The sequence below is a fragment of the Streptomyces sp. R11 genome (genome assembly GCF_041051905.1).
GTDB lineage: Bacteria > Actinomycetota > Actinomycetes > Streptomycetales > Streptomycetaceae > Streptomyces.
Genome location: NZ_CP163432.1, coordinates 7,550,575 through 7,575,640, shown reverse-complemented (window position 1 = coordinate 7,575,640; position 25,066 = coordinate 7,550,575). Strand labels below are relative to the sequence as shown.

The following is a 25,066-nucleotide window of genomic DNA, read 5'->3' as shown; positions in this document are numbered from 1 at the left end:
ACTCGAACAGTGTGTGCCTGTGGAGCTCTCGGACGCAGCCGAATTTCAGGCGGCCCGCTCCTCCGGCTCCGTCTCCAAGGGCACCTGGGGGCCGTCCGCCTCCCGCAGCCAGCGGCGCAGCACACGGTGGACGTGCTCGGCGCCCACGAGGTCCTCGCCGTCGTCGACCGCCGCGGTGAAGGCGAGCGGTGACAGCAGGAACGGCTTGCCCTGCGCCCCGCCGAGTCCGCCGTGCGAGCCGATCTGCTCCTCGAACGCGAGGACCTCGCCGTCGGCCTCGTCGTAGGCGGAGTTGACCATGATGTCGGCGGCGTTCGGGAAGGAGTGCGTACGGCGCACGGCGTCGGCGGCGCCCGGCCCGAAGGCCTCCAACGGGCCCGGCTTGTCGTCGAGTTGGTCCAGCGGGATCTCGGCACCGTACGCACCGAGCACGACCCCTCCGTGCTCCTCGCTGCGGACGAGCAGGAAGCCGACGCCGGGGTGGTTGGCGAGGGTGGTGAGCAGGGCCGGGTGACGGGCGTCGATCTCCTCCTTGGTCATCCGGTGCGGCACGTCCGGGAAGGAGACCAGGCCCAGGTTGCCGGACGCCAGCACGATCGGCTCCGAGCGGCGGCGGGACGGGCGGTGCTGCTCGGAGCCGTCCTCGACGGGCCGGCGCAGTGCCGCGCGGACGGCCGCGCGAGCCTCGGCGCCGCTGTGGGTGCGCTGCGCCTTGCGCGGCACGGGCAGGCCGCAGCCGGCCCGCACCAGGTCACCGAGGCCGAGGCCGTAGCGGGCGCGGAAGGTCTCGCCGGGGCTCTGGCCGTGGTCGGACAACACGACGATCCGGTACGGCCGCGGCGCGTGCTCGGCGACGTTCTCGATCAACGCCAGTGCCCGGTCGAGGCGTTCGAGGACCTTCTCGGTGTCGCGACCGCGCGGCCCGGAGTGGTGCGCCACCTCGTCGTACGCCACGAGGTCGGCGTACACGGAGGTGCGGCCTGCCAGCATGTCGCCCGTCACCGCGGCGACGACGACGTCCCGTTCCACGACGGTCGCGAAGGCGCGGACGAAGGGGTAGAGACCGCCGCGGGAGACCCTGGGCCTGACCTTGCGGGCGCGGGCCCGGGTGGACTGGCCGATCTCGCGGCCGACCTCGGCGGTGAAGGACAGGGCGGTGCGCACGGCGTTGGCCGGGTCGGAGAAGTAGGCGAAGTAGCCGGAGCGGGAGCGGTTCTCGCGGCTGCGGCGCATGGTGGCGATGGACAGCACGAGGGCCTGTTCGTCGGCGCCGCCGCTGAAGAGGTTGCCGCGGCTGGCACCGTCGGCGGTGAGCAGTCCGCCGTCGCCGGTGCGGTCGATGGCGCGGCGCTGGAGCTCGGCGGCGTTGGCGGGGCGGTTGCAGACCATGACCTCGCGGGCGGCCTTCTCGTACCAGCGGAAGGCCGGGACGTCGTGGTTGCTGCCGTGCAGGATGCCGAGCTGACTGGCGCCGGTCTGGCTGGACCAGTCGGTGCGCCAGGGGGTGAGCCGGTGGGTGGCGCGGGCGCCGTCCGCCGCAACGATGCCGCCCTTGCCGAGCCAGCGGGCGACGGTGGGCATCAGGCCCTTGCCGACGGCGTCGAGGAGGACGTCGTGGCCGACGCCGTCGAGCTGGATGAAGGCGGTGCCGGGGCTGGACGGGCCGGGCGGCAGGGCCCTGCGGCGGCGGTCGGCGAGGCGGTACAGGCGGCGCCGGTACGCGTCGTCGTCCCGTACGGCGAGGGCGGCGCCGGTGGCGGAGGCCACGGCGGACATCACGGCGGCGACGATGACGGCGGTCTCGGGGGCGGCCTCGCTGTCGCCGGAGGGGACCAGACGCAGGGCGACGATCAGCAGCGAGCCGTTGAGGAAGAACACCAGCAGGCCGAGCACCAGGGCGGGCACCAGCAGCAGGAGTCGTACGAGGACGGGCCAGGCGAGCGCGGACAGCAGGCCGAAGGCACCGGCGCCGAGGGCGGCGGTCATGGCGATGTGGGTGGCGCTGTCACCGTCGGCCGACTGCAGCTGGAAATCCGGCAGGATCCCGGCCAGCACGAGCATGGTGACGGTGGAGACGGCCCACACGGCCACGCTCCGCCCGACCTGACTGGCAACCCGCCGCCAACGCCCACCACGCACGCCCAGCCCACCTCACGTCCCGGCCCAGCACCCGAAACGGGCCTTTCACGCCCCCAGCCTGGCACACCCCTCTGACACCGGACCGGACACGTCGTCCCGCCCGGCCGCCTCGTCACGTGCCCAAGCCGCGATCGTCAACGACCGTCGTAGCCGGCCGTCGGCATCGACAGCCTCCGGTGCACGCGTGCCTTCATCTGCGCGTCGTACAACGGCTCCGCCCGCCCCACGATCTCCACCCGCACGCCCCGCCGGGCGCACTCCGCGGAGAAGTCGTCGACGGACGACAGCGCGCTCTCCAGCACTCTCCGGCTGGGCGCCACGAACAGGTCGAGGCCGGGGCGGACGCCCTCCCACAGCACGCTGTGGTCCGCCCGCAACCGGCGTACGAGGAGTTCGCGTGCGACGACGTACCCGTGCTCGGCGGCCCAGCGCGCGCACATCGCGTGCTGGCTGCGGGAGTCCACCAGGAAGGGGTCGGCGTCCAGCTCTTCGAGCGGCGTCAGACTGGCGATCGCCGTCACGCGCACTACGGATGCCCCCATGGCGTCCCCCTCACCTCCGGGTTTCGCCGCCGACCCTACTCCAGCCCGTACGCTTCGGGGAGTCGCGCGAAGGAGGCAAAGAGGTGCCGGTGGAGATCACCTGGTGGGGTCACGCCACCTGCACGGTCGAGGATTCGAACGTGCGCCTCCTGACCGACCCTCTGTTCGCACGCCGGCTCGCACACCTGCGCCGCCGCCGGGGCGCACCACCCCCGCCCGGTGCCTGGCGCGCGGACGTCGCCGTGGTCTCCCATCTGCACGCCGACCACCTGCACGTTCCCTCGCTCGCCAGGCTGCCGCAGGGCACCCGCCTGCTCGTGCCCCGGGGCGCGCCCCGGGCGGTGCCGGGCCTGCGCCGGCTCACGCATCTGCGGATGACCGAGATGGCACCGGGGGACGTGACGGCGGTGGGCGACGTGGCCGTACGCGCCGTTCCCGCGCGGCACGACGGACGCCGACTGCCCGTCGGCCCGCACCGCTCCCCCGCCCTGGGCTACGTCTTCGAGGGCGAGGCACGCACGTACTTCGCCGGGGACACCGGGCTGTTCGACGCGATGGCGAAGGAGGTCGGGCCGGTCGACGTGGCATTGCTGCCGGTCGGCGGCTGGGGACCGTATCTCGGGGAGGGGCATCTGGACGCGGGGCGGGCGGCCGAGGCGCTGGCCCGGCTCGGGCCGCGCAGTGCGGTGCCGGTGCACTACGGCACGTACTGGCCGATCGGCATGGACGCCGTGCGCCCCCATGAATTCCACGCGCCCGGCCACGAGTTCCAACGGCTCGCGGCGGAGCGCGCGCCCGGCGTGGCGGTGCACCGGCTCGCGCACGGGGAGTGCGTGCGCCCGGAGGTGTCCCGGTGACGGTGTGGGCCGCCGCCACGACGACGGTGCCGTACGAGTCGACCCAGCAGGCGATCGGCTATCCGACGCTGTTCCTGCTGGTGCTGATCGGGGCGCTGGTGCCGGTGATCCCGACGGGCGCGCTGGTGAGTTCGGCGGCGGTGGTGGCGTTTCACCAGACGGCACCGTTCTCGCTGGCGCTGGTGTTCGTGACGGCGTCGACGGCGGCGTTCCTCGGCGATGCGGCGCTGTACTGGCTGGGGCGGCGCGGCATGCGCTCGAAGAACGGCTCGCGCTGGCTGGAGGCGATCCGCTCGCGCGCGCCGGAGGAGCGGCTCACTCAGGCGCAGGAGAAGCTCGCCGAGCACGGTGTGGCCGTGCTGGTGCTGTCCCGGCTGGTTCCTGCGGGGCGGTTGCCGGTGATGCTGGCCTGTCTGCTGGCCGAGTGGCCGATGCGGCGGTTCGCCCGGGGAAACCTTCCGGCGTGTCTGGCGTGGGCGGTCACATATCAGTTGATCGGGATTCTGGGCGGGTCGCTGTTCAAGAAGCCCTGGGAGGGGGTCGTTGCGGCCGTCGTGCTGACGCTGGTCATCAGCGGGGTGCCGAGTTTGTGGAGGCGGATCCGGCCCGCCCGGTGATGTGTCGTTGCGCGGCGCTGGTTCCGGTCGGCCCACTGGCCGTTGGCTAGGCCCTGTCGTTTGGATCAGCTCGGCGTCGCGGGCCCCGGCACGCACATCTGCCGCGTTGTCGTCGGTCGCCGACTCCCCCACTCCCGACATCGCTCGAGCGGGGGTACCCCCATCGCGTCGACTCCCTCCTCCGCCATGCACCTGCACGCACCAGACCCCGCTCGGGTCCGCCAAGAGGAACCGACCCTCACAGCCGAGCCGATCCAAACGACAGGGCTAGTCCAGTACGCGCGATCCCCCCACCGGCAGGTCCCACAGGTTCTCGCGGTCCAGCCCCGCCTTCTCCCACGCCGCCCGCACCCGGGTGAGCGGCTCCAGGACCGGCTCTGCCGACAGGACGAACGCCGCCCAGTGCATCGGCGCCATCCTGCGGGCGCCCAGATCCTGGGCCGCCCGCACCGCCTCCTCCGGGTCGCAGTGGACGTCGCTGAGCCACCAGCGGGGGTCGTAGGCGCCGATGGGGAGCAGGGCGAGGTCGATGCCGGGGTAGCGCTCGCCGATGCGGGTGAACCAGTGGCCGTAGCCCGTGTCGCCGGCGAAGTACACGCGCTGTCCGTCGGGCGCGGTGAGCACCCAGCCGCCCCACAGGCTGCGGCAGGTGTCGATCAGGGTGCGCTTGGACCAGTGGTGGGCCGGGACGAAGTCGAAGCGGACACTGGAGAGTTCGGCCGCCTCCCACCAGTCCAACTCGGTGACCTGCGTGAACCTGCGGCGACGGAACCAGGCGGCGAGGCCGGCCGGCACGAACACGGGGGTGTCGCGCGGGAGTCGGCGCAGCGTGGGGGCGTCCAGGTGGTCGTAGTGGTTGTGGCTGATGACGACCGCGTCGACGCGGGGCAGGGCGCTCCAGGCGACGCCGACGGGGGTGATGCGGGCCGGGGTGCCGAGGATGCGGCGCGACCAGACGGGGTCGGTGAGGACCGTCAGTCCGCCGATCCGGACCACCCAACTGGCATGGCCCGCCCAGGAGACGGCGACCGTGCGCGCGTCCACGCGGGGCACCGGGCCCGGCTCGAAGGGGAGCTTCGGGATGTCGGCCAGGCCCTCCCGGCCGGGGCGTACGGCGCCCTCGCGGGCGAAGCGGGCGAGGGTCTTGATGCCGGGCAGCGGGGCGGTGAGCCGGTCGTGGAAGGTCCGCGGCCACACTCGGCGTTCGCCCAGCGGGCGGGGTGCGGCGAGCGGCGGGAACGCGGGTGCGAAGGGGGGCGGGTCGGCCGGGGAGTCGGCTTCCCGGGTGGTCGTCCGCCGTGGCGTCGACATGGATGAGTCGGACTGCTGCGTCATCGAGGAGGCTCCCATCGCTGAGCTTCGTCACGGAGATCGTCGAAGACCGACTTCAAGTGGATCAACGCGCGGTGCACGTGTGGCAGTTCCAACGGCGAGGGTGACGTGATGCATTCCGCGCGTTCCTCGTCGGTACCGGCCAGCAGGGGGCCGGTGGACAGCCGTACGCGCAGCGCGCCGAGGTCGTCGCCGAAGCGGTGCCCGCCCGGTGCGGGCATGCCGAGCCGCTCGGCGAGGAAGTCCTCCAGGTCCTGCGCGTCCCCCACGCCGTGCGCGGACAGCCCGGCGCGCAGCGGGCCGAGATCGACGTACACGTGCCGTCCGGCCTGCGGGGGCCGCGCCACGGCACCCGCTCCCACGGCGGCCGCGTGCACTGCGGCAGCCACGCGTGCGTGCAGGCGCACGGTGGCGCCGACCCGCGCGGTGACCGGCTCGGGCTCCTCCAGGGCGTACTGGGCCGCGTGGGCGACCGGGCCGGCGATCCGGGCGCCGAGCGCGGTGAGCACGTCGAGCACGCGCGCGTGGAGGCCGTTGCCGGCGTCGGCGGTGGGGAAGCGGGCCACCGCGGCCGGCCAGCCCGGCGGGAGGTGGGCGCCGGACAGGTCGGTGACGACGGTGACTTGTTCGGGCAGCATCTCGGCGGGGCTGACCAGCACCGTGTCGTGGACGGCGTGCACGGTGTCGCGCCAGGTCTCGTCGCTGACGAGGTGCAGTCCCTCTTCGGTGGCCGCCTCCAGGGTCTCGTGCAGCACCTCGGGCGGGGCCACGGTGGCGGTGGGGTCGTCGGCGACGGACAGTACGAGCAGCCGCGGGTCACCGCCCTCGGCGCGGACCCGGCGGACGGTCTCCAGCAGGGCGTAGGGATCCGGCACTCCGCCGCACTCGGCCGGTGTCGCCACGTGGAAGACGGGTCTGCCCAACAGGCGTGCGTACGGCGCCCACCAGGCGGCGCAGGGCCGCGGCACCAGGACGTCGCCGCCGATCGCGGCGGTCAGCGCGAGCAGCAGGGCGGGCGCGCCGGGAGCGGCCACTGCCCGCTCGGGCTCGGTCGGCAGCCCACGCCGGCCCCAGTAACCGCACGCGGCTGCCAGGAGGCCGTCGCCCCCGCCGATCAGCTCGCTCTCGGCCCGGCCGGCGGCGGCCGCGAGGACGGCGGCCAGTTCGGGCAGCACGGGCAGCCCGTCGCCGGGCAGCGGGGGCCCGTAACGGACGGGGCCGTGGCCTTCGAGGTCCGTCGGGCGCATCCTTGCCTCCGCGCTGTGCCAGGTGCCTCAGTGGTTCGTCGTGCGGTGCTCCGTGCGGGTCGGTTGTTCCGTGGTGCGGGTTGCGGGGTTCGTACGGCGAGAGGGGCCGCACGGTGTCTCGTGCACCCCTCGCGCTCCGAGTACCCATCGTGCTCCCACCCCATGGGTGCCGGCAGGGGTCAGTCCTGCGCGGTGGGCGTCTTGCGTCGCAGCCGGTACACCGCACCGCCGGCCGCGCCCGCGATCAGCACACCACCGGCGACGAGGGCCGGGACGGAGTCGGTGAAGGTGCCGCCGTCACCGGCGCGAACGCCGTGGCCGATGGCCGCGCTGTCGCAGTCCTGCGCCTGCGACCCGCTGTGGTCGCCCTTGCCCGAGGGCGCGGCTTCCTCCCACCCGCTCCCGGCCTTGTCGGGCTCGGTGTCGCCCAAGTGGGGCTCGGTGCAGGGATCGCCGCCCCCACCGGCACCGCTCCAGCCGCCCTCGGTGCCGCCCTCGCCGCCGCTCTCCGTGCCGTCCTCGACGCCCTCGCCGACACCCTGGGTTTCGCCGTCCGCGCTGCTGCCCTTGCCCTCGCCTTCGGTACCGCCCTTGCCACCACCACTGCCGAGGGCCACGGTGAGCGTCGCGCTCCACTCCTTTCCCTCCCCGCCGGGCGCCGCCGGGCAGGTGCCGTCCACCGTCCATGCGGAGTCCGGTCCGGCCGCGTCCGGGTCGTCCTCGAAGTTCTCGGCCGGGGGGATGCGGGCGGTGCCGCTGTAGGCGGGCCCGGCGGCCTTCTCGTCGTTGCCGGAGACCCGCTTCAGCTGGACGGTGCCCTCTTCGAAGGCCTGCGAGGTGGCGTCGATGGTCGCCGGAGCGGTGGTGCCGAGGGCGTCGCAGGAGACCGAGACCGTGACCCTGCCGCCGGGGGAGACGGAGCCGGGGCTGACCTCCGCGGTCGGCTCCGCGAAAGCGGCCGAGGCGACGAAGCCCAGGACGACGCCGGCCAGAGCGGCGACGGACAGGGCGCGGGCGGTGCGGCGCATGGGGTGAGCTCCTTCGGCCGGCTGCGGGGTACGACGGTCGTGCCCCCGCAGCCATGACAGCCCGCCGGGCGTCCGGGCGCGCGCGGCCGGGCACCATTCGCGGGACGGGGGCGGCCGAGTGGGTGACGCCGTGCGGGTCGGCCGCTCCCTCAGTTCAGCAGCGCGGCCAAGTCACGCTCCAGCCCCCGCCCCCGCCTGCTGACCACCCCTGCGGCGACGTCCGACAGCTTGCGGTTGGTGCCCTGGGAGATGCGGCGCAGTACGCCGAAGGCGGTGTCGGCGTCGCAGGCGAGGACGTGCATGACGATGCCGCACGCCTGGTCGACGACGGGCCGGGTGCGCAGGGCGGTGCCGAGATGGTCGAGCTCGCTGAGCGCGGCGCGGTAGGAGCGGTCGCGGACCAGGACGCTGGTGGCGAGTTCGCCGAGGGCGTGCACGGGCCCGTGCGCGACGTCCTCCAAGGCGCCTGGCCGGAAGCTGTAGAGACTGAGCGTCACCGTGAGCCCGGAGCGGAGGAACGGGAGCGTGACGCTGGAGCGCACGCCCGAGTCGAGCGCCATGGCGCGGTACTCCGGCCAGCGCTCGTCGCGCAGCAGGTCGGCCGAGTCGACGGGCTCGCCGCGTTCCAGGGCCGCCGGGATGGGCCCGTCCCCGCAGCGGAGCTGCACCGCGACGAGTCCGGCGAGGTCGGGGTGGGTGACGGCGGCGGGCCTCTCGGCACCCGCCTCGGCGACCATGCTGCTCGCGCCGCAGCAGTCGGCGGTGCAGCGCATGGCCTGTTCGACCAGTTCGGACAGCCTGCGCCCCGGCAGGGCGGCTTCGGCGGACTGGTCTCCCCAGCGACCGACGCGATCGTGAGCGGGCATCCTCAACTCCTCCTCATTTTGGGCGCTTTCCCGGTACTGCGCGGGGAAAACAGTGGGAGAAACGGGGGGACCAGTTGGAGCCCCGCCGCCCCGGGCCACATCACGGCGAGCTAGGTTCGTCCTCATGGCGAAGACCGACGAATTCGGTGAAGAACTTACGGATTTCGTGCGCCGCGTCGCGGAACTCAAGGCGGCGCGAACCGTTTCGGGAGGGGACCTGCCGACCGTCCTGGACGCGGCCATCTTCGAACTGGACCATGTCGCCGCCCGGTTGTGGCCGTCGTACGAGCGGCTGACCTCGGGCGAGCTGCCCCGTACGACATCCACCGACCGTCAGGAACAGCACCTGCTGCGGGCGGTGTTCCAGCGGTTTCCGCTGCCGGTCGCGCTGGTGGACCGGGAAGCGGTGGTGCGCCGGCTGAACTTCGCGGCGACGTCCTTCACCGGCGTCCGGGCGGGCTATGCGACAGGCCGGCCGCTGACCGGGTTCCTCGCCCACGCGGACCGGGCGGCGTTCCGTTCGCAGGCCGCCGCGGTGGCACGCGGCGAGGGCGACCGCAGCCTGACCGTGCACCTCCAGCAGCGCCCGTCCGTCCCGGTCCACGCGACCCTGACGGCCGTACGCCCGAGCGGGGAGCCCCACACCACCGTGCTGGTGGTGCTTCAGCCCGGCGACCTCGGCGCGACCGGCGCCCCGGCTCCGGGCGACAGCCCGACGGCCCAGATCCCCGACCTCACCGAGACCACCCGGCACGCGGCCCTGATGGACGTCCTGGACGAGATGACCACGACCCTGCTGACGGCACCGCGCGGCGACCGCGAGGCAGTCGTCCGGCGCGCGGCCCGGGTCCTGCACGGCCGCTTCGCCGACTGGGTCATCGCCGACACGGGCACGGCCGGCACGACCGGACTGTCCCGTACGACCGTGCTGGCCCCTTCGGAGAAGGAGGCGAAGACGCTGGCGGCCCAGTCGCCGGCCGGCTGCCCCCTCGCCGTGGAGACGGCACGCACCGCCTCCCCGGCTCTCCAGGTCCGCCCGCCGGACCCGGACGCCTTCGGCCATGATGCCGACGGCGCCCCGGTCCTCGTACAGGCGAACGTCACGTCACTGCTGTGTGTGCCGCTCGCCGTGGAGGGCGCCGTGGCAGGCGTCCTCACGCTGTTCAGGTGCGGCGCCCGCCTGACGTTCTCGATGGCGGAGGCGCGGGCGATGGACACCATGTCCCGCCACATCGCACTGGCGGTGACGGGAACGCCCTGAGCGGCGCGTGGCCATGTCAGCCCACGTCATCGAGCACTTGCTCGCGCACCCGGCTGCAGCACCGGCTGATCAGCCTGGACACGTGCATCTGCGAGATACCGAGCTGTTCGGCGATCCGGCTCTGCGTCATGTCCCCGAAGAAGCGCATGTACAAAATGGCGCGCTCACGCTCGGGCAGGGCCGCCAGCCGCGGCGCCACTGACTCGCGGTCCACGACCGTGTCCAGCGCGGGATCGGCGGAGCCCAGCGCGTCGCTGAGCGAGTAGCCGTCCTCACTGCCGGGCAGCTCCGCGTCCAGCGACAGGGCGGTGAAGCTCTCCAGCGCCTCCAGACCGACCTTGACGTCGGCCTCGCTCATGTCGGCGTGCTTTGCGATCTCCGCGACGGTCGGCCTGCGGCCCGAGACGGTCTGCAGGTCCTGGACCACGAACCGCACGCGGTTACGCAGATCCTGGACGCGGCGCGGCACGTGCAGGGTCCACATGTGGTCGCGGAAGTGGCGCTTGATCTCGCCGGTGATGGTGGGCACGGCATAGCTCTCGAAGGCGTGGCCGCGCTCGGGGTCGTAGCGGTCGACGGCCTTGACCAGCCCGAGGGCGGCCACCTGGCGCAGGTCGTCGAAGCTCTCGCCGCGGCTGCGGAAACGTCCCGCGAGCCGGTCGGCCATGGGCAGCCACGCCTCGACGATCCTCTCGCGGAGGGTGTCGCGCTGCTGCCCCTCGGGCAGCGTGGCGAGCTTGCGGAAGTCCTCGGCGGTGTCGGGGGCGTCGTCGTGCGGGTGGTGCTTCGCGCTCACTGAGGTGGGCATCGTGCGTCGCAACTCCCTTGGTTGTGCTTTGGCTTGGACGGTCACCGAGGGAGTGCGGGCATGCGCCGGGGACCGGACACACCCGTGGCGGGAATTGCCGCTCCCACGGACGTGCCTCCTGTCCGAAGCACTGGTTGTTCGCCTGCCCTCACCCTCGGTCCGCAAACCCCTACGCAGGTTTCCGTTTTCCGCCCGCGCGCGGGGTCACTCGGACCGGTGCCGCGCAGTCCCACTGAGCCCAGGAGGTCCCGCATGAGCACCAAGGTCGCCGATCACGTCCTGCAGCGCCTGCGCGAGTGGGGTGTGGAGCACGTCTTCGGGTATCCCGGCGACGGCATCAACGGCCTGCTCGCCGCGTGGGGACGCGCCGACAACCAGCCCCTGTTCATCCAGTCCCGGCACGAGGAGATGTCCGCGTTCCAGGCGGTCGGCTACGCCAAGTTCAGCGGGCGTCTCGGGGTGTGCGTGGCGACCTCAGGGCCCGGCGCGATCCACCTGCTCAACGGCCTGTACGACGCCAAGCTCGACCACGTCCCCGTCCTGGCGATCGTCGGCCAGACGCACCGCACCGCGATGGGCGGCTCGTACCAGCAGGAAGTGGATCTGCACTCGCTCTACAAGGACGCCGCCTCGGACTTCGTGGAGACGGTGACCGTCCCCGAGCAGCTCCCGAACGTCCTGGACCGGGCGATCCGCACCGCCTACGCGCGCCGCGCCCCCACGGCGATCATCATTCCCGGCGACGTCCAGGAACTCGAGTACTCCGCCCCCACGCACGACTTCAAGATGGTCCCCTCCAGCCTGGACAGCGGCGGCTGGACGGCGACCCCGGCGGACGACTCGGTGCGCCGCGCGGCCGAGATCCTGAACTCCGGTGACAAGGTGGCCATCCTGGTCGGCCAGGGCGCATCCGGCGCACGGGCCGAAGTGGAGCAGATCGCCGAACTGCTCGGCGCCGGCGTGGCCAAGGCGCTGCTCGGCAAGGACGCCCTGAGCGACGAACTGCCGTACGTCACCGGCGCGATCGGCCTGCTGGGCACCCGACCGTCGTACGAGCTCATGCGGGACTGCGACACCCTGCTGACGATCGGGTCCTCCTTCCCCTACTCGCAGTTCCTGCCCGACTTCGGCGAGGCGCGGGGGGTGCAGATCGACATCGATCCGCACATGATCGGGATGCGCTATCCGTACGAGGTCAATCTCGTCGGCGACGCAAAGGCCACGCTGGAGCGGCTGATCCCGCTGATCCGCTCCGAGGAGCGCGGCCGCGAGTGGTACGACACGGTGTGCGACAACGTGGCGCGCTGGCACGAGATCATGGACCGGCGGGCGAAGCTGTCGGCCGACCCCATCAACCCGGAGTACGTCACCCGCGCCCTGGACCCGCTGCTCCCCGACAACGCGATCGTCTCCTCCGACTCGGGTTCGGCGGCGAACTGGTACGCCCGCCACCTGACGATGCGGCCCGGCATGCGCGGGTCGCTGTCCGGGACGCTCGCGACGATGGGCTGCGGTGTGCCGTACGCGATCGGGGCCAAGTTCGCCCACCCGGACCGTCCGGCGATCGCGCTGGTCGGGGACGGGGCGATGCAGATGAACGGCCTGGCGGAGCTGATCACCGCGGCGAAGTACAAGCACCTGTGGGAGGACCCGCGCCTGGTCGTGGGCATCTTCAACAACCACGACCTCAACCAGGTCACCTGGGAGATGCGCGCCATGGGGGGCGCCCCGTCCTTCCTGCCGTCCCAGGAGCTCCCCGACGTCCAGTACGCCGCCTTCGCCCGCTCCCTCGGCCTGACCGGCATCCGGGTGGAGAAGCCGGAGGACGTGGCGGCCGCCTGGCGCGCGGGGCTGGAGGCGGACGGCCCCGCGGTGATCGAGTTCCTCACCGACCCGGCCGTACCGCCGATCCCGCCGCACGCCACCTGGGACCAGATGGAGGCGACGGCCGCGTCGATCCTGAAGGGGGACGCGGATCGCGGGTCGATGATCCGCCAGGGGTTCAAGGCGAAGATGCAGGAGTTTCTGCCTGGGCGGGACAAGAAGAGCGACTGAGCAGGACCGGAGCCGCGAAGCGGCAGGGGCACACCGGAGAAGCAGCACACCGCAGGGGCGGCGCCTCAGTGGCCGAGCGCCGCCCCTTCTGGGCGGTCCTCGTCCGGTTCCCTCGGCAGCAGCACTTCCTCGTAGCGGCCCAGTGCCAGGACAGCGCCGAGCATGAGAAGCGGGAGTAGCACAGCGAGCAGTGCCATGACCTGGTCCTTCCCCAGAACCGTACATGTGTGGGGGGATGAGATCCGGGTCACCCTCCCTGCCGTCGGCAAACCCTGTGTCGGCGTCCGATGCGCGGGTACGCGGTGCGGACGCGAAGATCTGGAGGGAGTCATGCAGCGAGGCAGCGCTCGGCTGAGCGTCCATCGTGACGACGAGATGAAGCACGAACTGCAAGGGCTGCTGCGATCCGGGCATCCCACCCGGACGGAGGAGTGGCACGATCCGGAACCGACCGCCGACGACGACCTGGAGGTCGCGGGCGGCCCGGTGGCGCCGGGGACGTCCACGGCCTCCCTGGCGGTGGTCCGGCTGGAGCTGGCCCGGTTCCTGGGCCGCAGCTCGTTCCCGGCGACCCCACGGGAGCTGATGGGCGTGCTGCGCCGCGGATACGCCCCCGACGCCCTGGTCGAGCCGATGGAGCGCCTGCCGCGCTCGACGCGCTACGCCAACGTCCAGGAGCTGGCCGAGGCCCTGACCGGGGGCGGGCGGTCCACGCGCCGGAGGAACGCATAGCGGCCCGGTCGGTGGGTGCTGCGGGCGGGGTCACACCGCCACGGCCGCGGCACCCGTCACCGGCCGGGAACGCAGGAGGGCCAGTGATGGCTGAATTCGTGAAGGACGTCATGACCCCGGGCGTGGTCGCCGTCCGCCCGGACGCCTCGCTCGTCGAGGCGGCACAGCTGATGCGGGCACAGGACATCGGTGATGTCGTGGTGGCCGACGGCCAGGACGTCGTGGGCGTCCTCACCGACCGTGACATCACGGTGCGGGCGGTCGCGGACGGCGCCGATCCGCTGACGGTGAGCGTCCGCTCGGTGTGCACGCGCAACCCGGTGGTGATCGACCCGGGCGAACGGTTGTCCGTCGCGGTCGCGTTGATGCGCGAGCACGCCGTACGGCGGCTGCCGGTCGTCGAGAACGGGCTGCCGGTCGGCGTCCTCAGCCTCGGGGACCTCGCGGAGACCGAGGATCCCGGCTCCGCGCTGGCGGACATCAGCCGCGCCGCTCCGGGCGAGTGAGCGTATGAGCCAAGACCGGCCCGGCGGGATCAGCGCGTACCGCGCCACCGTCGACGTCAGCGGCGCCACCGTCCGCCAGCTGATGTACGGGCTGCTGCCCAGCCGGTTCGCGCCGGGCCTCACCGACTGGTGGATGCACCGGCGGACTGCTGCTGAGCGTGCAGTCGGGCGCGACCGGGGCGCACGAGGCGACCGCGCTGCGGGACGTGCGTACGGCCGTCGACAGCGCCCGCGAGGTCAAGCCGGTCGAGCAGCACATCCACAGCTTTCTGGAGTCGCTGCCGTTCGGCTGGCCGGCCGCGATCATGTGCCTGCACGCCGACCAGGTCAAGTCCCTGCTGCGCGGCGGCTGCGGCAATCACCCACGCGCGGCGTCTCGTGCCGCGCCGGCGACCAGCTGCCGCGTGCCTACCGGGCAGGCATCGGCGTCGCCATCGGCACCTGCGTGCTGCTGCCGTACGGCGAGGAGCTGATGCGCTGCGTGCGTGCCCGCCGACGGGACAAGAAGCGCTTCACGAGCGACGAGGCCCACTTCAGGGCCGCGAAAGAGAGTTGAGCATCATGCGTATCGCATTTCTGACCGCCCCCGAGGGCGTCGAGCAGGTCGAGCTCACCGATCCGTGGCAGGCGGCGGTGCAGGCGGGTCATGAACCGGTGCTCGTGTCGACGAAGCCGGGCACGATCCAGGCCTTCCACCATCTCGACAAGGCCGACAAGTTCCCCGTGCAGGAGGTCGTGGGCGAGACGTCGGCCGACTCCTTCGGCGGGCTGGTCCTGCCGGGCGGGGTAGCCAACCCGGACTATCTGCGCACGAACAGCAAGGCCGTCGCGTTCGTGCGGGACTTCTTCGAGCAGGGCCGGCCGGTCGCCGCGATCTGCCATGCCGCGTGGACGCTGGTGGAGGCGGACGTCGTACGCGGCCGGGTGCTGACCTCCTGGCCGAGCCTGCGGACGGACATCCGCAACGCGGGCGGCACCTGGGTCGACGAGCAGGTGCGGATCTGCGACCACGGCAACAACAAGCTGGTCACCAGCCGCAAGCCGGACGATCTGAAGGCGTTCTGCGAGACGTTCCTGGAGGTGTTCGCCAGGGAGTCAAAGAGGGAGGCCGTCTGACGCGGGCCCACCTCGTCCGGGGGTGCCCGTGCTCACCCCGCGCCGCGGTCGCGGGCACCCTCGCGGGTGCGTCCCGAGGCCACGGTGCGGCGTGGGTTGCGGCGCAGGTATTCGCCCTCCAGCTGCGCCATGCGATCGTTGTGGGCCCGCAGCGCGTCGTTCGAGCCGTACAGCAGCGTGTCGTGGCGCGTCCGGTGGATCGTCTCCAGCTCCTTCATGAGCTGCTGGTCGTCCAGCCGGCCGGGGTCGACTCCGGTCATGGTGGTACCCCGCTCGTCGTGTTCAATCATGCGGTCCGGGTACCCGCCCGCTGAGCACACAGCACCCGAGCGGAATACGGGAGACAGCCATGGATCTCGCCTTCCTGCATCCACTGTACGAACACCCCGGGCCCTGGGCCTCCGTGTACGTGGGCACGTCCCGGCATACGGAGGACACCCCGCATGAGCGGCACCTGACGGCCAGGGCCCTGACCCGCGAGCTGGCCGGGCAGGGCACCGAGGACGCGACCTGCCGGGCCGTACGGGACGCACTGGAAGGACTGGAGCACTCATCGGAGCCGCACGGCCGCGCGATCTTCGCCCGGGCGGGTGAGGTGGCCCTGGATCCGCCCCTGGCCCGTGCCCCGCAGCGCGACAGCGCCCAATGGGCGCCGCTGGCCCACACCTCTCCCCTGCTGGAGCTGGCGGGCGAGGACCCGGTGTGCGTGGTGGCGTACGTCGACCGCAGGGGCGCCGCCTTCGAGCTGCGCACCGCGCTGGGCCGGCAGGACGTCGGCGCGGTCACCGGGCGGCAGCATCCGGTGCACCGCACGAGCACGGTCGACTGGTCCGAACGGCACTTCCAGCTCAAGGTGGAGAACACCTGGGAGCACAACGCGGCCGAGATCGCCGACGCGCTCACCGTCTGCCAGGAAGAGACCCGCGCCGACCTGCTGATCCTCGTGGGCGACGACCGCGAGCGGCGGACCGTGCACGAACGCCTGCCGCAGCGGCTGCACGACCTCGTGGTCGAGGCCCCGCACGGCACCGGCAGCCGACTGCTCGACGAGGACGTCGAACAGGCCCGCGCGGATCACGTACGGCAGCGGGCGGCCCGGGAGCTGGAACGGTTCCTGGCGGCGCGCGAGCCCGGGCCGGAGGGCCGCGCCGGAGCCGTGGAGGGCGTACCCGCCCTGATGGAGGCCGCGCGCGAGCACCGCATCGACGAACTCCTGATCCGCCCGGACAGCCCCGACGCCCACCGGGAGGTCTGGGTCGGCGAGGACCCGGACCAGCTGGCGGTACGCCGCACCGACCTGAAGATCCTCGGCGAACAGAACTCCTGGTCGGCCCGGGCCGACGACGCCCTGCTCCGGTGCGCGGTCGCGACGGGCGCCGGCGCGTTGTCGGTCTCCCCGACCGGACCGGAGAAGGACCCGGCGGGCGGCTTGGGGGCACTGCTGCGCTGGACGTGAGCGGTCAGTGCGCTACCGCGCCCGCTCCACCCTCCGCTCGTCCCACACCGGCTCCGGAGTCTCACGGACACGCCCGTCACTGCCGAACACCAGATATCGATCGAACGACCGAGCGAACCACCGGTCGTGCGTGACGGCCAGCACCGTCCCCTCGAAGGCCTCCAGCCCTTCCTGCAGAGCCTCGGCGGACTCCAGGTCGAGGTTGTCCGTCGGCTCGTCGAGGAGCAGCGCGGTAACACCCTCCAGCTCCAGCAGAAGGATCTGGAAGCGGGCCTGCTGCCCCCCGGAGAGCCGGTCGAAGGTCTGCTCGGCCTGCTGGGTCAGCTCGTAGCGCCGCAGGCGGGACATCGCGGCCCCTCGATCCTGGGCGTGCTCCTTCCACAGAATGTCGAGCAGGGTCCGCCCCATCAGCTCGGGGTGCGCGTGCGTCTGCGCGAAGTGCCCCGGCACGACACGCGCCCCGAGCTTCCACTCCCCCGTGTGCGCCACGCCCTCCCCGGCCAGCAGCCGCAGGAAGTGCGACTTGCCGGACCCGTTGGAGCCGAGGACGGCGACACGTTCGCCGTAGAAGACCTCCAGGGAGAACGGCTTCATCAGACCCGTGAGCTCAAGCGCCTCGCAGGTGACGGCCCGCACCCCGGTACGCCCGCCCTTCAGCCGCATCCTGATGTCCTGCTCGCGCGGCGGTTCCGGCGGCGGCCCCGCCTCCTCGAACTTGCGCAGCCGGGTCTGGGCGGCGCGGTAGCGGGAGGCCATGTCGGGGCTGTTCTCGGCGGCTTGACGCAGTGCCAGCACCAGCTTCTTCAGCTGGGCATGCTTCTCGTCCCAGCGTTTGCGCAACTCCTCGAAACGGGCGAAGCGGGCGCGCCGGGCCTCGTGATAGGTGGCGAAGCCGCCACCGTGCACCCAGGCGTCCGCGCCCGCCGGTGAGGGCTCGACAGAGACGATCTTCTCTGCGGCGCGGGCCAGGAGTTCACGGTCGTGGGAGACGAAGAGGACCGTCTTACGGGTCTCCTTCAGCCGCTCCTCCAGCCAGCGCTTGCCGGGCACGTCGAGGTAGTTGTCGGGCTCGTCGAGCAGCAGCACCTCGTCGGTGCCCCGCAGGAGCGCCTCCAGCACGAGCCGCTTCTGCTCACCGCCGGACAGCGTGCTCACCTGCCGCCACTGCGCCTTCTCGTACGGCACGCCGAGCGCGGCCGTGGTGCACATGTCCCACAGCGTCTCGGCCTCGTAGCCGCGTGCCTCCGCCCAGTCTGCGAGGGCCTGCGCGTATTTCAGCTGGGCGGCCTCGTCGTCGACGGTCATGATCCCGTGCTCGGCGACGTCGACCGCCTTCGCTGCCTCGCGGATCCGGGGCGGCGCGACCGACACCAGCAGGTCGCGTACGGTCGTCTCGTCCCGTACGGACCCCACGAACTGCCGCATCACGCCGAGCCCGCCACTGACGGTGACGGTGCCGCCGTGCGGCTTCAGCTCTCCCGAGATGAGCCGCAGCAGGGTCGTCTTCCCGGCACCGTTGGGGCCGACCAGCGCCACGACGGCCCCTTCTCCCACCCGGAAGGACACGTCGCCGAGCAACGCCCTCCCGTCGGGGAGGTAGTACTCGAGGTGCGCGGCTTCCAGATGTCCCATGGGGTCGAATTGTGGGGGCTGCAGCGGAGCCCGGGCAAACGCATATTCCGAAGGCCGGGCGGTTTAGGACTCCCGGCCCTACGGCGCATCCTCGTCGACGGCCTGTCCGGCCGGTCCGCTGTCGCCGGCGGGAGTGACGACCGCTCCCGCCCACGAGAGCGCCTTCCAGCCGCTTTCGGGCGTCCCTTCCAGGACCACCACCCCGGTGTTGTCGAGCGGGTGCGCCGCGGCGAAGGGGACGTCGACGTTGGCGGCCCGGGCCGCCGTCCACATCCGGATCACGGCGCCGTGGCTGACCATCGCGACGGCCCCGGCCCCGCTGTCGGCGGCCTCGGCGACGACGGAGTCGTAGCGCGCCAGCACCTCCGCGCCGCTCTCGCCGCCCGGCATACGCAGTTCGGTGTCGCCGGCCGCCCAGGCGAACACGGTCTTCATGTAGCTGTGCCCGGCCTCCGTGTCGCCGCGCAGCATCTCCAGATCGCCCGCGAACACCTCACGGATCCCGTCCCGGACGAGCACCTCCAGGTCGCGAGCGGCGGCCAGCGGGGCGGCGGTGCGCTGGGTGCGGATCAGGGTGGAGGCGTAGATCGCGTCGATGTCCTCGTCGGCCAGCGCCGCGGGCAGTGCGGCGGCCTGCTGCTCGCCGAGCGCGGTCAGGCCGGCGCCCGGGACGGCCGTGTCCAGCAGATAGTCCAGGTTGGCGGTGGTCTGACCGTGGCGGACGAGGAGCAGGCGCATGTACGGGTTCCTCCGTGTGTCGGTCACCACCGGCCGGACAGCAATCGGCCACTTCAGGGTACCCACCCCTGTATGAGCCCAGACGTCGACCTCACCCTGCCCAAGCCTGGCCGCCATGCCCTGCGCAATCGGCTCCTCGCGCTCGACTCCCGGCTGTTCGAGTTCGCCGCCGAACGGAACTGGCCGTATGCCGAGCGGGTCCTGCCGCGGCTGAGCCGGAGCGCGAACCACGGAGTGCTGTGGTTCGCGGCGGCGGCCGCCATGGCCGCGAGCCGGACACCCCGGGGCCGCCGGGCCGCGGCCCGGGGCCTCGCCTCGTTGAGCCTGGCCTCGCTGACCATCAACACCCTCGGCAAGCGGTCGGTGCGCCGCCCCCGCCCCGTCCTGGACGCCGTACCGGCGGTCCGGCAGCTGAAGCGGCAGCCGATCACCACGTCGTTCCCGTCCGGTCACGCCGCGTCGGCGGCCGCGTTCGCCACGGGTGTCGCCCTGGAGTCGCCCGCGTGGGGCCTGGCGGTGGCCCCGATCGCCTGGTCGGTCGCGCTGTCGCGGGTGTACACCGGCGTCCACTTCCCGAGCGACGTGCTGGCGGGCGCGGCCCTGGGCGCGGGTGCCGCGTTCGCGGTACGGGGCCTGGTGCCGACGCGTGACCGGGCGGTCCCACCGGCCCGGCCCCGTACGGACGTCCCATCGCTGACCGAGGGAGACGGCCTGGTCATGGTGGCGAACAAGGGGTCGGGCAGCTCCGACCGGGTGCACGCGCTGCTGGACATGCTGCCGCGCGCCGAGCTCGTCGAGTGCGAACCGGACGACACCCCGGCCGAGTTGCGCAAGGCGGCGGAGCGGGCCCGGGTGCTCGGTGTGTGCGGCGGCGACGGCACGGTGAACGCGGCCGCGGAGGTCGCGCTGTCGCACGGGCTGCCCCTCGCGGTGCTGCCCGGCGGCACGTTGAACCACTTCGCCCTCGACCTGGGCGTGGAGGACGAACGCGATCTGAGCCGGGCCATCCAGCGCGGCGAGGCCGTGCGCGTGGACGTGGGCCGGTTCACCTGCGACGGACAGCAGGGTCTGTTCCTCAACACGTGCAGCCTCGGCGTGTATCCGGAGCTGGTGCGCGAGAGGGAACGCTTCGAGCACCGGGTCGGCACCTGGCCGGCCGGAGTGCTCGCGGCGCTGCGCGTCCTGCGCAGCGACCGCCACCCGCTGCACACCGAAGTCGCCGGCCGCGCCCACCCGTTGTGGATGCTGTTCGCCGGCAACGGCACGTACCACCGGATGGGCCTGGCCCCCGCCCGGCGCCTGAATCTCGCGGACGGCGTGCTCGACGTACGGGTCGTGCACGGCGGCCGCCGGCCCGCACTGCGCCTGCTCGCGGCCGCCGTTGCGGGCCCGCTGACCCGCTCCCCCGCCCACGCCGCGGTCCAGGTCGGCCGACTGCACCTGTCCGGCGTCACACCGGGCGCGCTGCTCGCGTACGACGGCGAAGTCACCGAGGTGGGCGGCGAGGTGACGCTGGAGAAACTGCCGGAGGCGCTGACGGTCTACCGGCCGCTGCGCGGCGCATGATCAGCCACGAGAGCCTTCGGGCTTGTCCAGATAGTAAAACGTAGGTCTCAGCATTCGACATGCGCGCGTACGGTGTCGGGTACCGCCCCGGGGCCGTACGCCCCCTGAGCCGTTACGACGAGACGAGGGGAACCGGCATGTCGAAGCCACATGCGAAGCCGCAGGAGACCGCCGTCTACACGCACGGGCACCACGAGTCGGTGCTGCGTTCGCACACCTGGCGCACCGCCGCCAACTCGGCGGCCTACCTGCTCGGTTCGCTGAAGCCGCACATGTCGGTCCTGGACGTCGGCTGCGGCCCGGGCACGATCACCGCCGACCTGGCGGCCCTGGTCCCCGACGGGCACGTCACCGGCGTCGACCGGGCACCGGAGATCCTGGAGCAGGCCCGGGCCACGGCCACCGGACGCGGTCTGGCGAACGTCGGCTTCACGGTCGCCGACGTGCACGCCCTGGACTTCCCGGACGACACGTTCTGCGTGGTCCACGCCCACCAGGTGCTCCAGCACGTCGGCGATCCGGTCGGGGCGCTGCGCGAGATGAAGCGGGTGACCAGGCCGGGCGGCTTCATCGCGGTCCGGGACTCGGACTACGCGGCCATGGCCTGGTATCCGGCCTCCCGAGGGATGGACGCCTGGCTGGACCTGTACCGCCGGGTCGCCCGCGCCAACGGCGGCGAGCCGGACGCCGGACGCCGGCTGCGGTCCTGGGCGCTACGGGCGGGGCTCACGGACATCACGGCCACGTCGAGCACCTGGACCTTCGCGACGCCGGACGAGCGGGCCTGGTGGAGCGGGCTGTGGGCGGATCGCACGCTGGCCTCTGCGTATGCCGAGCGGGCCACCGAGGGCGGGCACGCGAGTGCGGAGCAGTTGCGGGCCGTATCGGAGGCCTGGCAGGAGTGGGGGTGCCACGACGACGGCTGGTTCAGCGTGCTGCACGGGGAAATTCTGTGCCGAAAGGACGCCTGAATCGCGCCTTTCTGGTAACTCGGCGAGCAGGAGGTCAAACTATGGTTCCTATTCTGCTCGTACTGCTACTGGCTCTGATTCTCTTCGGCGCCGGATTTGCACTGAAGGCACTGTGGTGGATCGCGATCGTGGTCCTCGTTCTGTGGCTCCTGGGATTCGTGATGCGCGGTACGACCGCAGCAGGAGGCAGGGGCCGCTGGTATCGGTGGTGAGAAAAAGGATATGCCGGGAGTGAACTGAATTCGCTGAACTGAATTCACTCCCGGGGAAGCAGCGGTCCCAGCGGCCCGAGGTCCAGATTGAGGTCCTCGGGCCGCAGTCCGTAGCGCTCGCGCAGCTCGGTCATGCGATCGTCGAGCAGCATCAGCGTGAGCCCGATGCGCTCCTCCTGCTCCTCGCTCAGCTCGCCCGTGTCGAAGCGGCGCACCGCTTGGCGCTCCATGAGCTGACGCAGCAACTCCACGACCGTCAGGACGAGTTTCACGAGGTCGCGTTCCACGGTGTCGGGTTCGAGGTCCAGACGGTTGCGCTGTGATGTCACGTCAACTCCCCCCAGGGCGACGGAACCTGCTCGTTGACGGAGCTGATCAGTGCGTTCAGGTCGATACGGACGAGGTCGACGTCCGCGATGCGCAGCGTGATGTCCCCCGTGACGACGACGCCCCCGGCGAGCAGCCGGTCGAGCAGGTCCACGAGGGCGATCTCACGGCGTTCCACGACGGTCACTGCCGCTCCTCCCCTTCCTCCGCGAACTCCTCGGTGAAGGAATAGGCCGCCCAGGGCCCGGTGAGTTCGACGCGGATTCCGGGGGCGTCGTCCTTCTCCCGGTCCACCAGTTCCACGAATTCCTCGGAAACCGCGCGCGGCACCAGATAGGCGGCGTTGAGCATATTCTGCCCGGACGCCCCGGAAAGGGTGGCGCTCTGGGGGGCGTGCAGCCGGGAATCCTCGGCGAACGCGGAGAGTTTTTCGTGCAGCCGGCCGGCCAATGCGGTGGCCTTTTGCCACACGTCCTCGCGGGCCCGCGTCTGCATGCGACGCCGGCGCAGATAGTCGCGGCCCGACGTGCCCGCGGGCTCCGGCCGGCCGGTCTCCGCGGGCTCGGCGGGCTGCGCGGCCTCCGTTTCGGCGTACACCTTCACGCCCCACTCGACCCGCCCCTCGAGCCGGTCGAGGATGCGGTGGAAGTCCTCCTCGCGGGCCTCCATCATCGTCCGTACGCCGCTGTCGTCCCGGAAGACCGTGGCGAGCCGCAGCGGCAGCGGGGTGGTGACGGCGGTGAGCGCGTCGATGACCGTCTGGTGGGCGCGGGCCGTCGCCGTGAGCCAGTCCATGTCCTCCAGATGGGCCCGCAGCGGCTCCTCGGCGAAGTCCGCCTCGGGCACCGTACTGACGACGGCGATCAGCCCGTGGTGGGTCAGCTGCTTCGGTGGCGCCCCGGCCACCCCCGTCAGCTGGGCCTGGAGGGCCGAGCGAAAGGGGCGGCAGACGGCGTACACGTAGCGCAGTGCGGTCATGAGGCCTCCTCCTGTGCCCGGGCCGGCTCCAGCTGGGCCAGGCGCTCGCGCAACTCGGCGTTCTCCCGGGTGAGTTCGTCGCGGCGGGCCCGCGTGGACAGTGCCGGGTCGTCCTCCCACCAGTCGATGCCCATCTCCTTCGCCTTGTCCACCGAGGCGACGATGAGCCTCAGCTTGATGGTGAGGAGTTCGATGTCGAGCAGGTTGATCCGGATGTCGCCGGCGATGACCACGCCCTTGTCAAGCACGCGCTCAAGGATGTCGGCGAGGTTGGCGCCGCTGTCGTGGCCGTAGGGCTGGGGCATCCGCCCGGGAGTCGTCATCGGCGGCTCCCGCCACCGGCGTGCGCGTCCTCGTACTCAGCCTCGGGCTCTTCCTCGTACTCAGCCTCGGGCTCCTCCTCGTCCTCGTATTCGGCCTCGTCCTCGCCGTCGGACTCGTACTCGCCCTCCGGTTCCTCCGCGTCCTCGTCCGCGTACTCGCCGCTCTCCGCGTCCTCGTCCTCCTCCTCGGCGCGAGGCGTCTCCTCGTCCTCCTCCTCTTCTCCTTCGTACGCCTCCTCGTCCTCCTCCGCGACCGCGTCCTCATGGCTGCGGACGACCTCGCCGTCGCGGATCTCCCCGCGCCAGCCGTCTGCCGCCTCTCCCTTGAGGGTGATGAAGCGGACGTAGTTCTTGAGGTCGAGGCGAGCACGGCGGCCCTGGGCGCGCCAGATGTTGCCGGTCTTCTCGAACAGGCCACTGGGGTAGTACTCGATCACCAGCAGGACCCGGGTGAGGTTCTCGGCGAGCCGGTGGAAGGAGACGACACCCTTCGTGGTGCCCTTGGCGCCCTCCGACGTCCACGCGATGCGGTCGTCGGGAACCTGCTCGGTGGTGTGCGCCTTCCAGCTGCGGTTGGACCAGAAGACCTTCAGCTGCCAGTCGGATTTCGTGTCGTCGGCGCGGCTCGCGTTCTTCACGCCCTTCGTGAAGGTGCTGAAGTCCTGGTACTGGGTCCACTGGTCGTACGCGGTGCGCAGTGGGACGCCCACATCGACGTACTCGAGGATGACGGTGGGCTTCTTGCCCGCCCCCTTGCCTTTGCCCTTGCCGCCGACGAGGTTCTTCAGCGCCCCGGTCACGCTGTCCTTGGCCCGGGAGGCGCCCAGCTCCAGGGCGGAGCGCAGGGGGCCCTTGCCCTCGGCGAGCTTGCGGCCGCCGTCCAGGGCGAGCTTGGCGAAGCCCGGGCTCTTGCCGTCGGCTATGTCGTTCAGCTTCCCCGTGCTCTCGCCGAGCTTGCGGCCGGCACCGGTCAGCAGCCGCGTGGCCTGTGCGGCCACGTAGTCCCGCAGTTCGGCCTTGAGCCGGTCGGCGGCCTCGCTCCGGGCCACGCCGCTGAGCGATTCCTTCGCCCCACGGGCCGTCGAACTCGCAGATCCGAGCGTTTCGGTCATCGCTCGCCACCACCCTTCGGCACCCGGGCCCGCGCGCTACGGGCGGCCCCGCTTGCGGCGGTCGTCTTCTTGGCGGCCGTCTTCTTCCCTGTCGTCTTCTTGGCCGCGGTCTTCTTCGCGGGGGCCTTCTTGGTCGCGCTCTTCTTGGCAGGCGCCTTCTTGGCCGCGGTCTTCTTCGCGGGGGCCTTCTCCGCCGGAGCCTTCTTGGCGGCCTTCCGACGCGGCGCCTCCTCGGGCTCCTCGTCCTCGGCCTCGGGCTCCTCGGACTCCGGCTCCTCGGACTCCTCGTCCTCCAGGCCCAGATCCGGCGTCTCGGGGACCACACCCTCCAGCTGGTCACGCACCTGTGCGGTACGCCCGTGCAGCCGGTCGGCGAGAGCGTCGAGCTGCCGCTCGACGAGGGCGCCCGAAGCGGCCTGTCCGACACCACGCAGGTCCTCGCGCAGCTGGTCCCCGATCTCCTTGAACTGCGGGTTGTTCTGCAGTTGCTGGGACACCAGATCCGCGAGCGCCCGCGGGCTCAGCTGCATCCGCTTACCGGCCACCATGGTGCCGATGGCGAATGCCAGTTTCATCTTCTTCGTACGTCCGAGGACGTACCCGGCCCCTACCGCGAGGCCGAGTGCCAATCGGTTCATCCTGCCG

29 protein-coding genes are annotated in these 25,066 nt (G+C 72.1%); 12 read left to right on the top strand and 17 right to left on the bottom strand.

Annotated elements, in window-relative coordinates:
* Nucleotides 1-45: 45 nt before the first annotated feature.
* A complete protein-coding gene (locus AB5J55_RS34930) occupies nt 46-2,085 on the bottom strand; it encodes a phage holin family protein (RefSeq protein ID WP_369276372.1) in 2,040 nt (679 codons plus the stop codon).
* 188 nt (nt 2,086-2,273) lie between these two features.
* Complete coding sequence (locus AB5J55_RS34925) at nt 2,274-2,681, bottom strand: hypothetical protein (protein WP_328421291.1); 408 nt, start codon at nt 2,679-2,681, stop codon at nt 2,274-2,276.
* A gap of 83 nt (nt 2,682-2,764) precedes the next feature.
* Here AB5J55_RS34925 and AB5J55_RS34920 point away from each other — a divergent pair, with 83 nt between their 5' ends.
* Complete coding sequence (locus tag AB5J55_RS34920; protein WP_369274432.1) at nt 2,765-3,538, top strand: MBL fold metallo-hydrolase; 774 nt, start codon at nt 2,765-2,767, stop codon at nt 3,536-3,538.
* Nucleotides 3,535-4,155, top strand: coding sequence for a DedA family protein (locus AB5J55_RS34915; protein WP_369274431.1), 621 nt, complete (start codon nt 3,535-3,537; stop codon nt 4,153-4,155). Before AB5J55_RS34920 ends, AB5J55_RS34915 begins: the two co-directional genes overlap by 4 nt.
* A 267-nt stretch (nt 4,156-4,422) precedes the next feature.
* On the opposite strand, the gene AB5J55_RS34910 is transcribed toward AB5J55_RS34915, so the two are convergent.
* The 4 genes from AB5J55_RS34910 to AB5J55_RS34895 all read right to left on the bottom strand — a co-directional run bounded on the left by AB5J55_RS34910 (nt 4,423) and on the right by AB5J55_RS34895 (nt 8,628).
* Complete coding sequence (locus tag AB5J55_RS34910) at nt 4,423-5,490, bottom strand: MBL fold metallo-hydrolase (protein WP_369274430.1); 1,068 nt, start codon at nt 5,488-5,490, stop codon at nt 4,423-4,425.
* Nucleotides 5,487-6,734 (bottom strand): aminotransferase class I/II-fold pyridoxal phosphate-dependent enzyme, encoded by a 1,248-nt coding sequence (locus AB5J55_RS34905; protein ID WP_369274429.1) that lies wholly within the window; start codon nt 6,732-6,734, stop codon nt 5,487-5,489. The genes AB5J55_RS34910 and AB5J55_RS34905 overlap by 4 nt, the downstream gene beginning before the upstream one ends.
* Nucleotides 6,735-6,913: 179 nt before the next feature.
* Nucleotides 6,914-7,762: a hypothetical protein gene (locus tag AB5J55_RS34900; protein WP_369274428.1), complete on the bottom strand. Its 849-nt coding sequence runs from the start codon at nt 7,760-7,762 to the stop codon at nt 6,914-6,916.
* Nucleotides 7,763-7,911: 149 nt separating this feature from the next.
* Nucleotides 7,912-8,628, bottom strand: a complete 717-nt coding sequence (locus AB5J55_RS34895; RefSeq protein ID WP_369274427.1) for an ANTAR domain-containing response regulator — start codon at nt 8,626-8,628, stop codon at nt 7,912-7,914.
* A 124-nt stretch (nt 8,629-8,752) separates the two neighbouring features.
* Here AB5J55_RS34895 and AB5J55_RS34890 point away from each other — a divergent pair, with 124 nt between their 5' ends.
* Nucleotides 8,753-9,889 (top strand): PAS domain-containing protein, encoded by a 1,137-nt coding sequence (locus AB5J55_RS34890; protein ID WP_369274426.1) that lies wholly within the window; start codon nt 8,753-8,755, stop codon nt 9,887-9,889.
* Nucleotides 9,890-9,905: 16 nt separating this feature from the next.
* On the opposite strand, the gene AB5J55_RS34885 is transcribed toward AB5J55_RS34890, so the two are convergent.
* Complete coding sequence (locus tag AB5J55_RS34885; protein ID WP_369274425.1) at nt 9,906-10,697, bottom strand: RNA polymerase sigma factor SigF; 792 nt, start codon at nt 10,695-10,697, stop codon at nt 9,906-9,908.
* Between the two features lie 252 nt (nt 10,698-10,949).
* Here AB5J55_RS34885 and AB5J55_RS34880 point away from each other — a divergent pair, with 252 nt between their 5' ends.
* The gene (locus tag AB5J55_RS34880) at nt 10,950-12,752 is read left to right on the top strand and encodes a thiamine pyrophosphate-requiring protein (RefSeq protein ID WP_369274424.1); all 1,803 of its coding nucleotides are present in this window, start codon (nt 10,950-10,952) and stop codon (nt 12,750-12,752) included.
* Between the two features lie 65 nt (nt 12,753-12,817).
* Here the strand turns inward: AB5J55_RS34880 and AB5J55_RS34875 are convergent, their stop codons facing one another.
* Complete coding sequence (locus AB5J55_RS34875) at nt 12,818-12,949, bottom strand: hypothetical protein (RefSeq protein ID WP_369274423.1); 132 nt, start codon at nt 12,947-12,949, stop codon at nt 12,818-12,820.
* Between the two features lie 133 nt (nt 12,950-13,082).
* On the opposite strand from AB5J55_RS34875, the gene AB5J55_RS34870 reads away from it, so the two are divergent.
* From AB5J55_RS34870 to AB5J55_RS34855, 4 genes are all read left to right on the top strand, one after another.
* Nucleotides 13,083-13,484: a DUF2795 domain-containing protein gene (locus tag AB5J55_RS34870; RefSeq protein WP_369274422.1), complete on the top strand. Its 402-nt coding sequence runs from the start codon at nt 13,083-13,085 to the stop codon at nt 13,482-13,484.
* An 86-nt stretch (nt 13,485-13,570) separates the two neighbouring features.
* Nucleotides 13,571-13,990, top strand: a complete 420-nt coding sequence (locus tag AB5J55_RS34865) for a CBS domain-containing protein (protein ID WP_369274421.1) — start codon at nt 13,571-13,573, stop codon at nt 13,988-13,990.
* A 158-nt stretch (nt 13,991-14,148) separates the two neighbouring features.
* Nucleotides 14,149-14,463, top strand: a complete 315-nt coding sequence (locus AB5J55_RS34860; protein WP_369274420.1) for a hypothetical protein — start codon at nt 14,149-14,151, stop codon at nt 14,461-14,463.
* 88 nt (nt 14,464-14,551) lie between these two features.
* Nucleotides 14,552-15,106, top strand: a complete 555-nt coding sequence (locus AB5J55_RS34855) for a type 1 glutamine amidotransferase domain-containing protein (protein WP_369274419.1) — start codon at nt 14,552-14,554, stop codon at nt 15,104-15,106.
* A 32-nt stretch (nt 15,107-15,138) separates the two neighbouring features.
* On the opposite strand, the gene AB5J55_RS34850 is transcribed toward AB5J55_RS34855, so the two are convergent.
* On the bottom strand, nt 15,139-15,396 hold the full coding sequence (locus AB5J55_RS34850) for a DUF6158 family protein (protein WP_369274418.1): 258 nt from the start codon (nt 15,394-15,396) through the stop codon (nt 15,139-15,141).
* Between the two features lie 59 nt (nt 15,397-15,455).
* On the opposite strand from AB5J55_RS34850, the gene AB5J55_RS34845 reads away from it, so the two are divergent.
* The gene (locus AB5J55_RS34845; RefSeq protein ID WP_369274417.1) at nt 15,456-16,562 is read left to right on the top strand and encodes a Vms1/Ankzf1 family peptidyl-tRNA hydrolase; all 1,107 of its coding nucleotides are present in this window, start codon (nt 15,456-15,458) and stop codon (nt 16,560-16,562) included.
* A gap of 12 nt (nt 16,563-16,574) precedes the next feature.
* Here the strand turns inward: AB5J55_RS34845 and AB5J55_RS34840 are convergent, their stop codons facing one another.
* Together AB5J55_RS34840 and AB5J55_RS34835 are read right to left on the bottom strand one after the other, a co-directional pair.
* The gene (locus tag AB5J55_RS34840) at nt 16,575-18,194 is read right to left on the bottom strand and encodes an ABC-F family ATP-binding cassette domain-containing protein (RefSeq protein ID WP_369274416.1); all 1,620 of its coding nucleotides are present in this window, start codon (nt 18,192-18,194) and stop codon (nt 16,575-16,577) included.
* Between the two features lie 78 nt (nt 18,195-18,272).
* The gene (locus AB5J55_RS34835; protein WP_369274415.1) at nt 18,273-18,932 is read right to left on the bottom strand and encodes a histidine phosphatase family protein; all 660 of its coding nucleotides are present in this window, start codon (nt 18,930-18,932) and stop codon (nt 18,273-18,275) included.
* A gap of 72 nt (nt 18,933-19,004) precedes the next feature.
* Here AB5J55_RS34835 and AB5J55_RS34830 point away from each other — a divergent pair, with 72 nt between their 5' ends.
* The 3 genes from AB5J55_RS34830 to AB5J55_RS34820 all read left to right on the top strand — a co-directional run bounded on the left by AB5J55_RS34830 (nt 19,005) and on the right by AB5J55_RS34820 (nt 21,681).
* On the top strand, nt 19,005-20,498 hold the full coding sequence (locus tag AB5J55_RS34830; RefSeq protein WP_369274414.1) for a bifunctional phosphatase PAP2/diacylglycerol kinase family protein: 1,494 nt from the start codon (nt 19,005-19,007) through the stop codon (nt 20,496-20,498).
* Between the two features lie 137 nt (nt 20,499-20,635).
* Nucleotides 20,636-21,469, top strand: a complete 834-nt coding sequence (locus AB5J55_RS34825; RefSeq protein WP_369274413.1) for a methyltransferase domain-containing protein — start codon at nt 20,636-20,638, stop codon at nt 21,467-21,469.
* A gap of 41 nt (nt 21,470-21,510) precedes the next feature.
* Nucleotides 21,511-21,681: a hypothetical protein gene (locus AB5J55_RS34820; RefSeq protein WP_062716500.1), complete on the top strand. Its 171-nt coding sequence runs from the start codon at nt 21,511-21,513 to the stop codon at nt 21,679-21,681.
* 44 nt (nt 21,682-21,725) lie between these two features.
* On the opposite strand, the gene AB5J55_RS34815 is transcribed toward AB5J55_RS34820, so the two are convergent.
* The 6 genes from AB5J55_RS34815 to AB5J55_RS34790 are packed head-to-tail and all read right to left on the bottom strand — an operon-like array spanning nt 21,726 to nt 25,059.
* Nucleotides 21,726-22,010, bottom strand: coding sequence for a gas vesicle protein K (locus tag AB5J55_RS34815; protein ID WP_328421329.1), 285 nt, complete (start codon nt 22,008-22,010; stop codon nt 21,726-21,728).
* The gene (locus AB5J55_RS34810; protein WP_031475810.1) at nt 22,007-22,195 is read right to left on the bottom strand and encodes a gas vesicle protein; all 189 of its coding nucleotides are present in this window, start codon (nt 22,193-22,195) and stop codon (nt 22,007-22,009) included. The genes AB5J55_RS34815 and AB5J55_RS34810 overlap by 4 nt, the downstream gene beginning before the upstream one ends.
* A complete protein-coding gene (locus AB5J55_RS34805) occupies nt 22,192-22,986 on the bottom strand; it encodes a GvpL/GvpF family gas vesicle protein (protein ID WP_369274412.1) in 795 nt (264 codons plus the stop codon). The genes AB5J55_RS34810 and AB5J55_RS34805 overlap by 4 nt, the downstream gene beginning before the upstream one ends.
* On the bottom strand, nt 22,983-23,309 hold the full coding sequence (locus AB5J55_RS34800) for a gas vesicle protein (RefSeq protein WP_369274411.1): 327 nt from the start codon (nt 23,307-23,309) through the stop codon (nt 22,983-22,985). Before AB5J55_RS34800 ends, AB5J55_RS34805 begins: the two co-directional genes overlap by 4 nt.
* On the bottom strand, nt 23,306-24,421 hold the full coding sequence (locus tag AB5J55_RS34795; protein ID WP_369274410.1) for an SRPBCC family protein: 1,116 nt from the start codon (nt 24,419-24,421) through the stop codon (nt 23,306-23,308). The genes AB5J55_RS34800 and AB5J55_RS34795 overlap by 4 nt, the downstream gene beginning before the upstream one ends.
* Entirely contained in the window at nt 24,418-25,059 is a 642-nt protein-coding gene (locus AB5J55_RS34790) for a DNA primase (RefSeq protein WP_369274409.1), read from the bottom strand. Before AB5J55_RS34790 ends, AB5J55_RS34795 begins: the two co-directional genes overlap by 4 nt.
* Between the last annotated feature and the right edge of the window lie 7 nt (nt 25,060-25,066).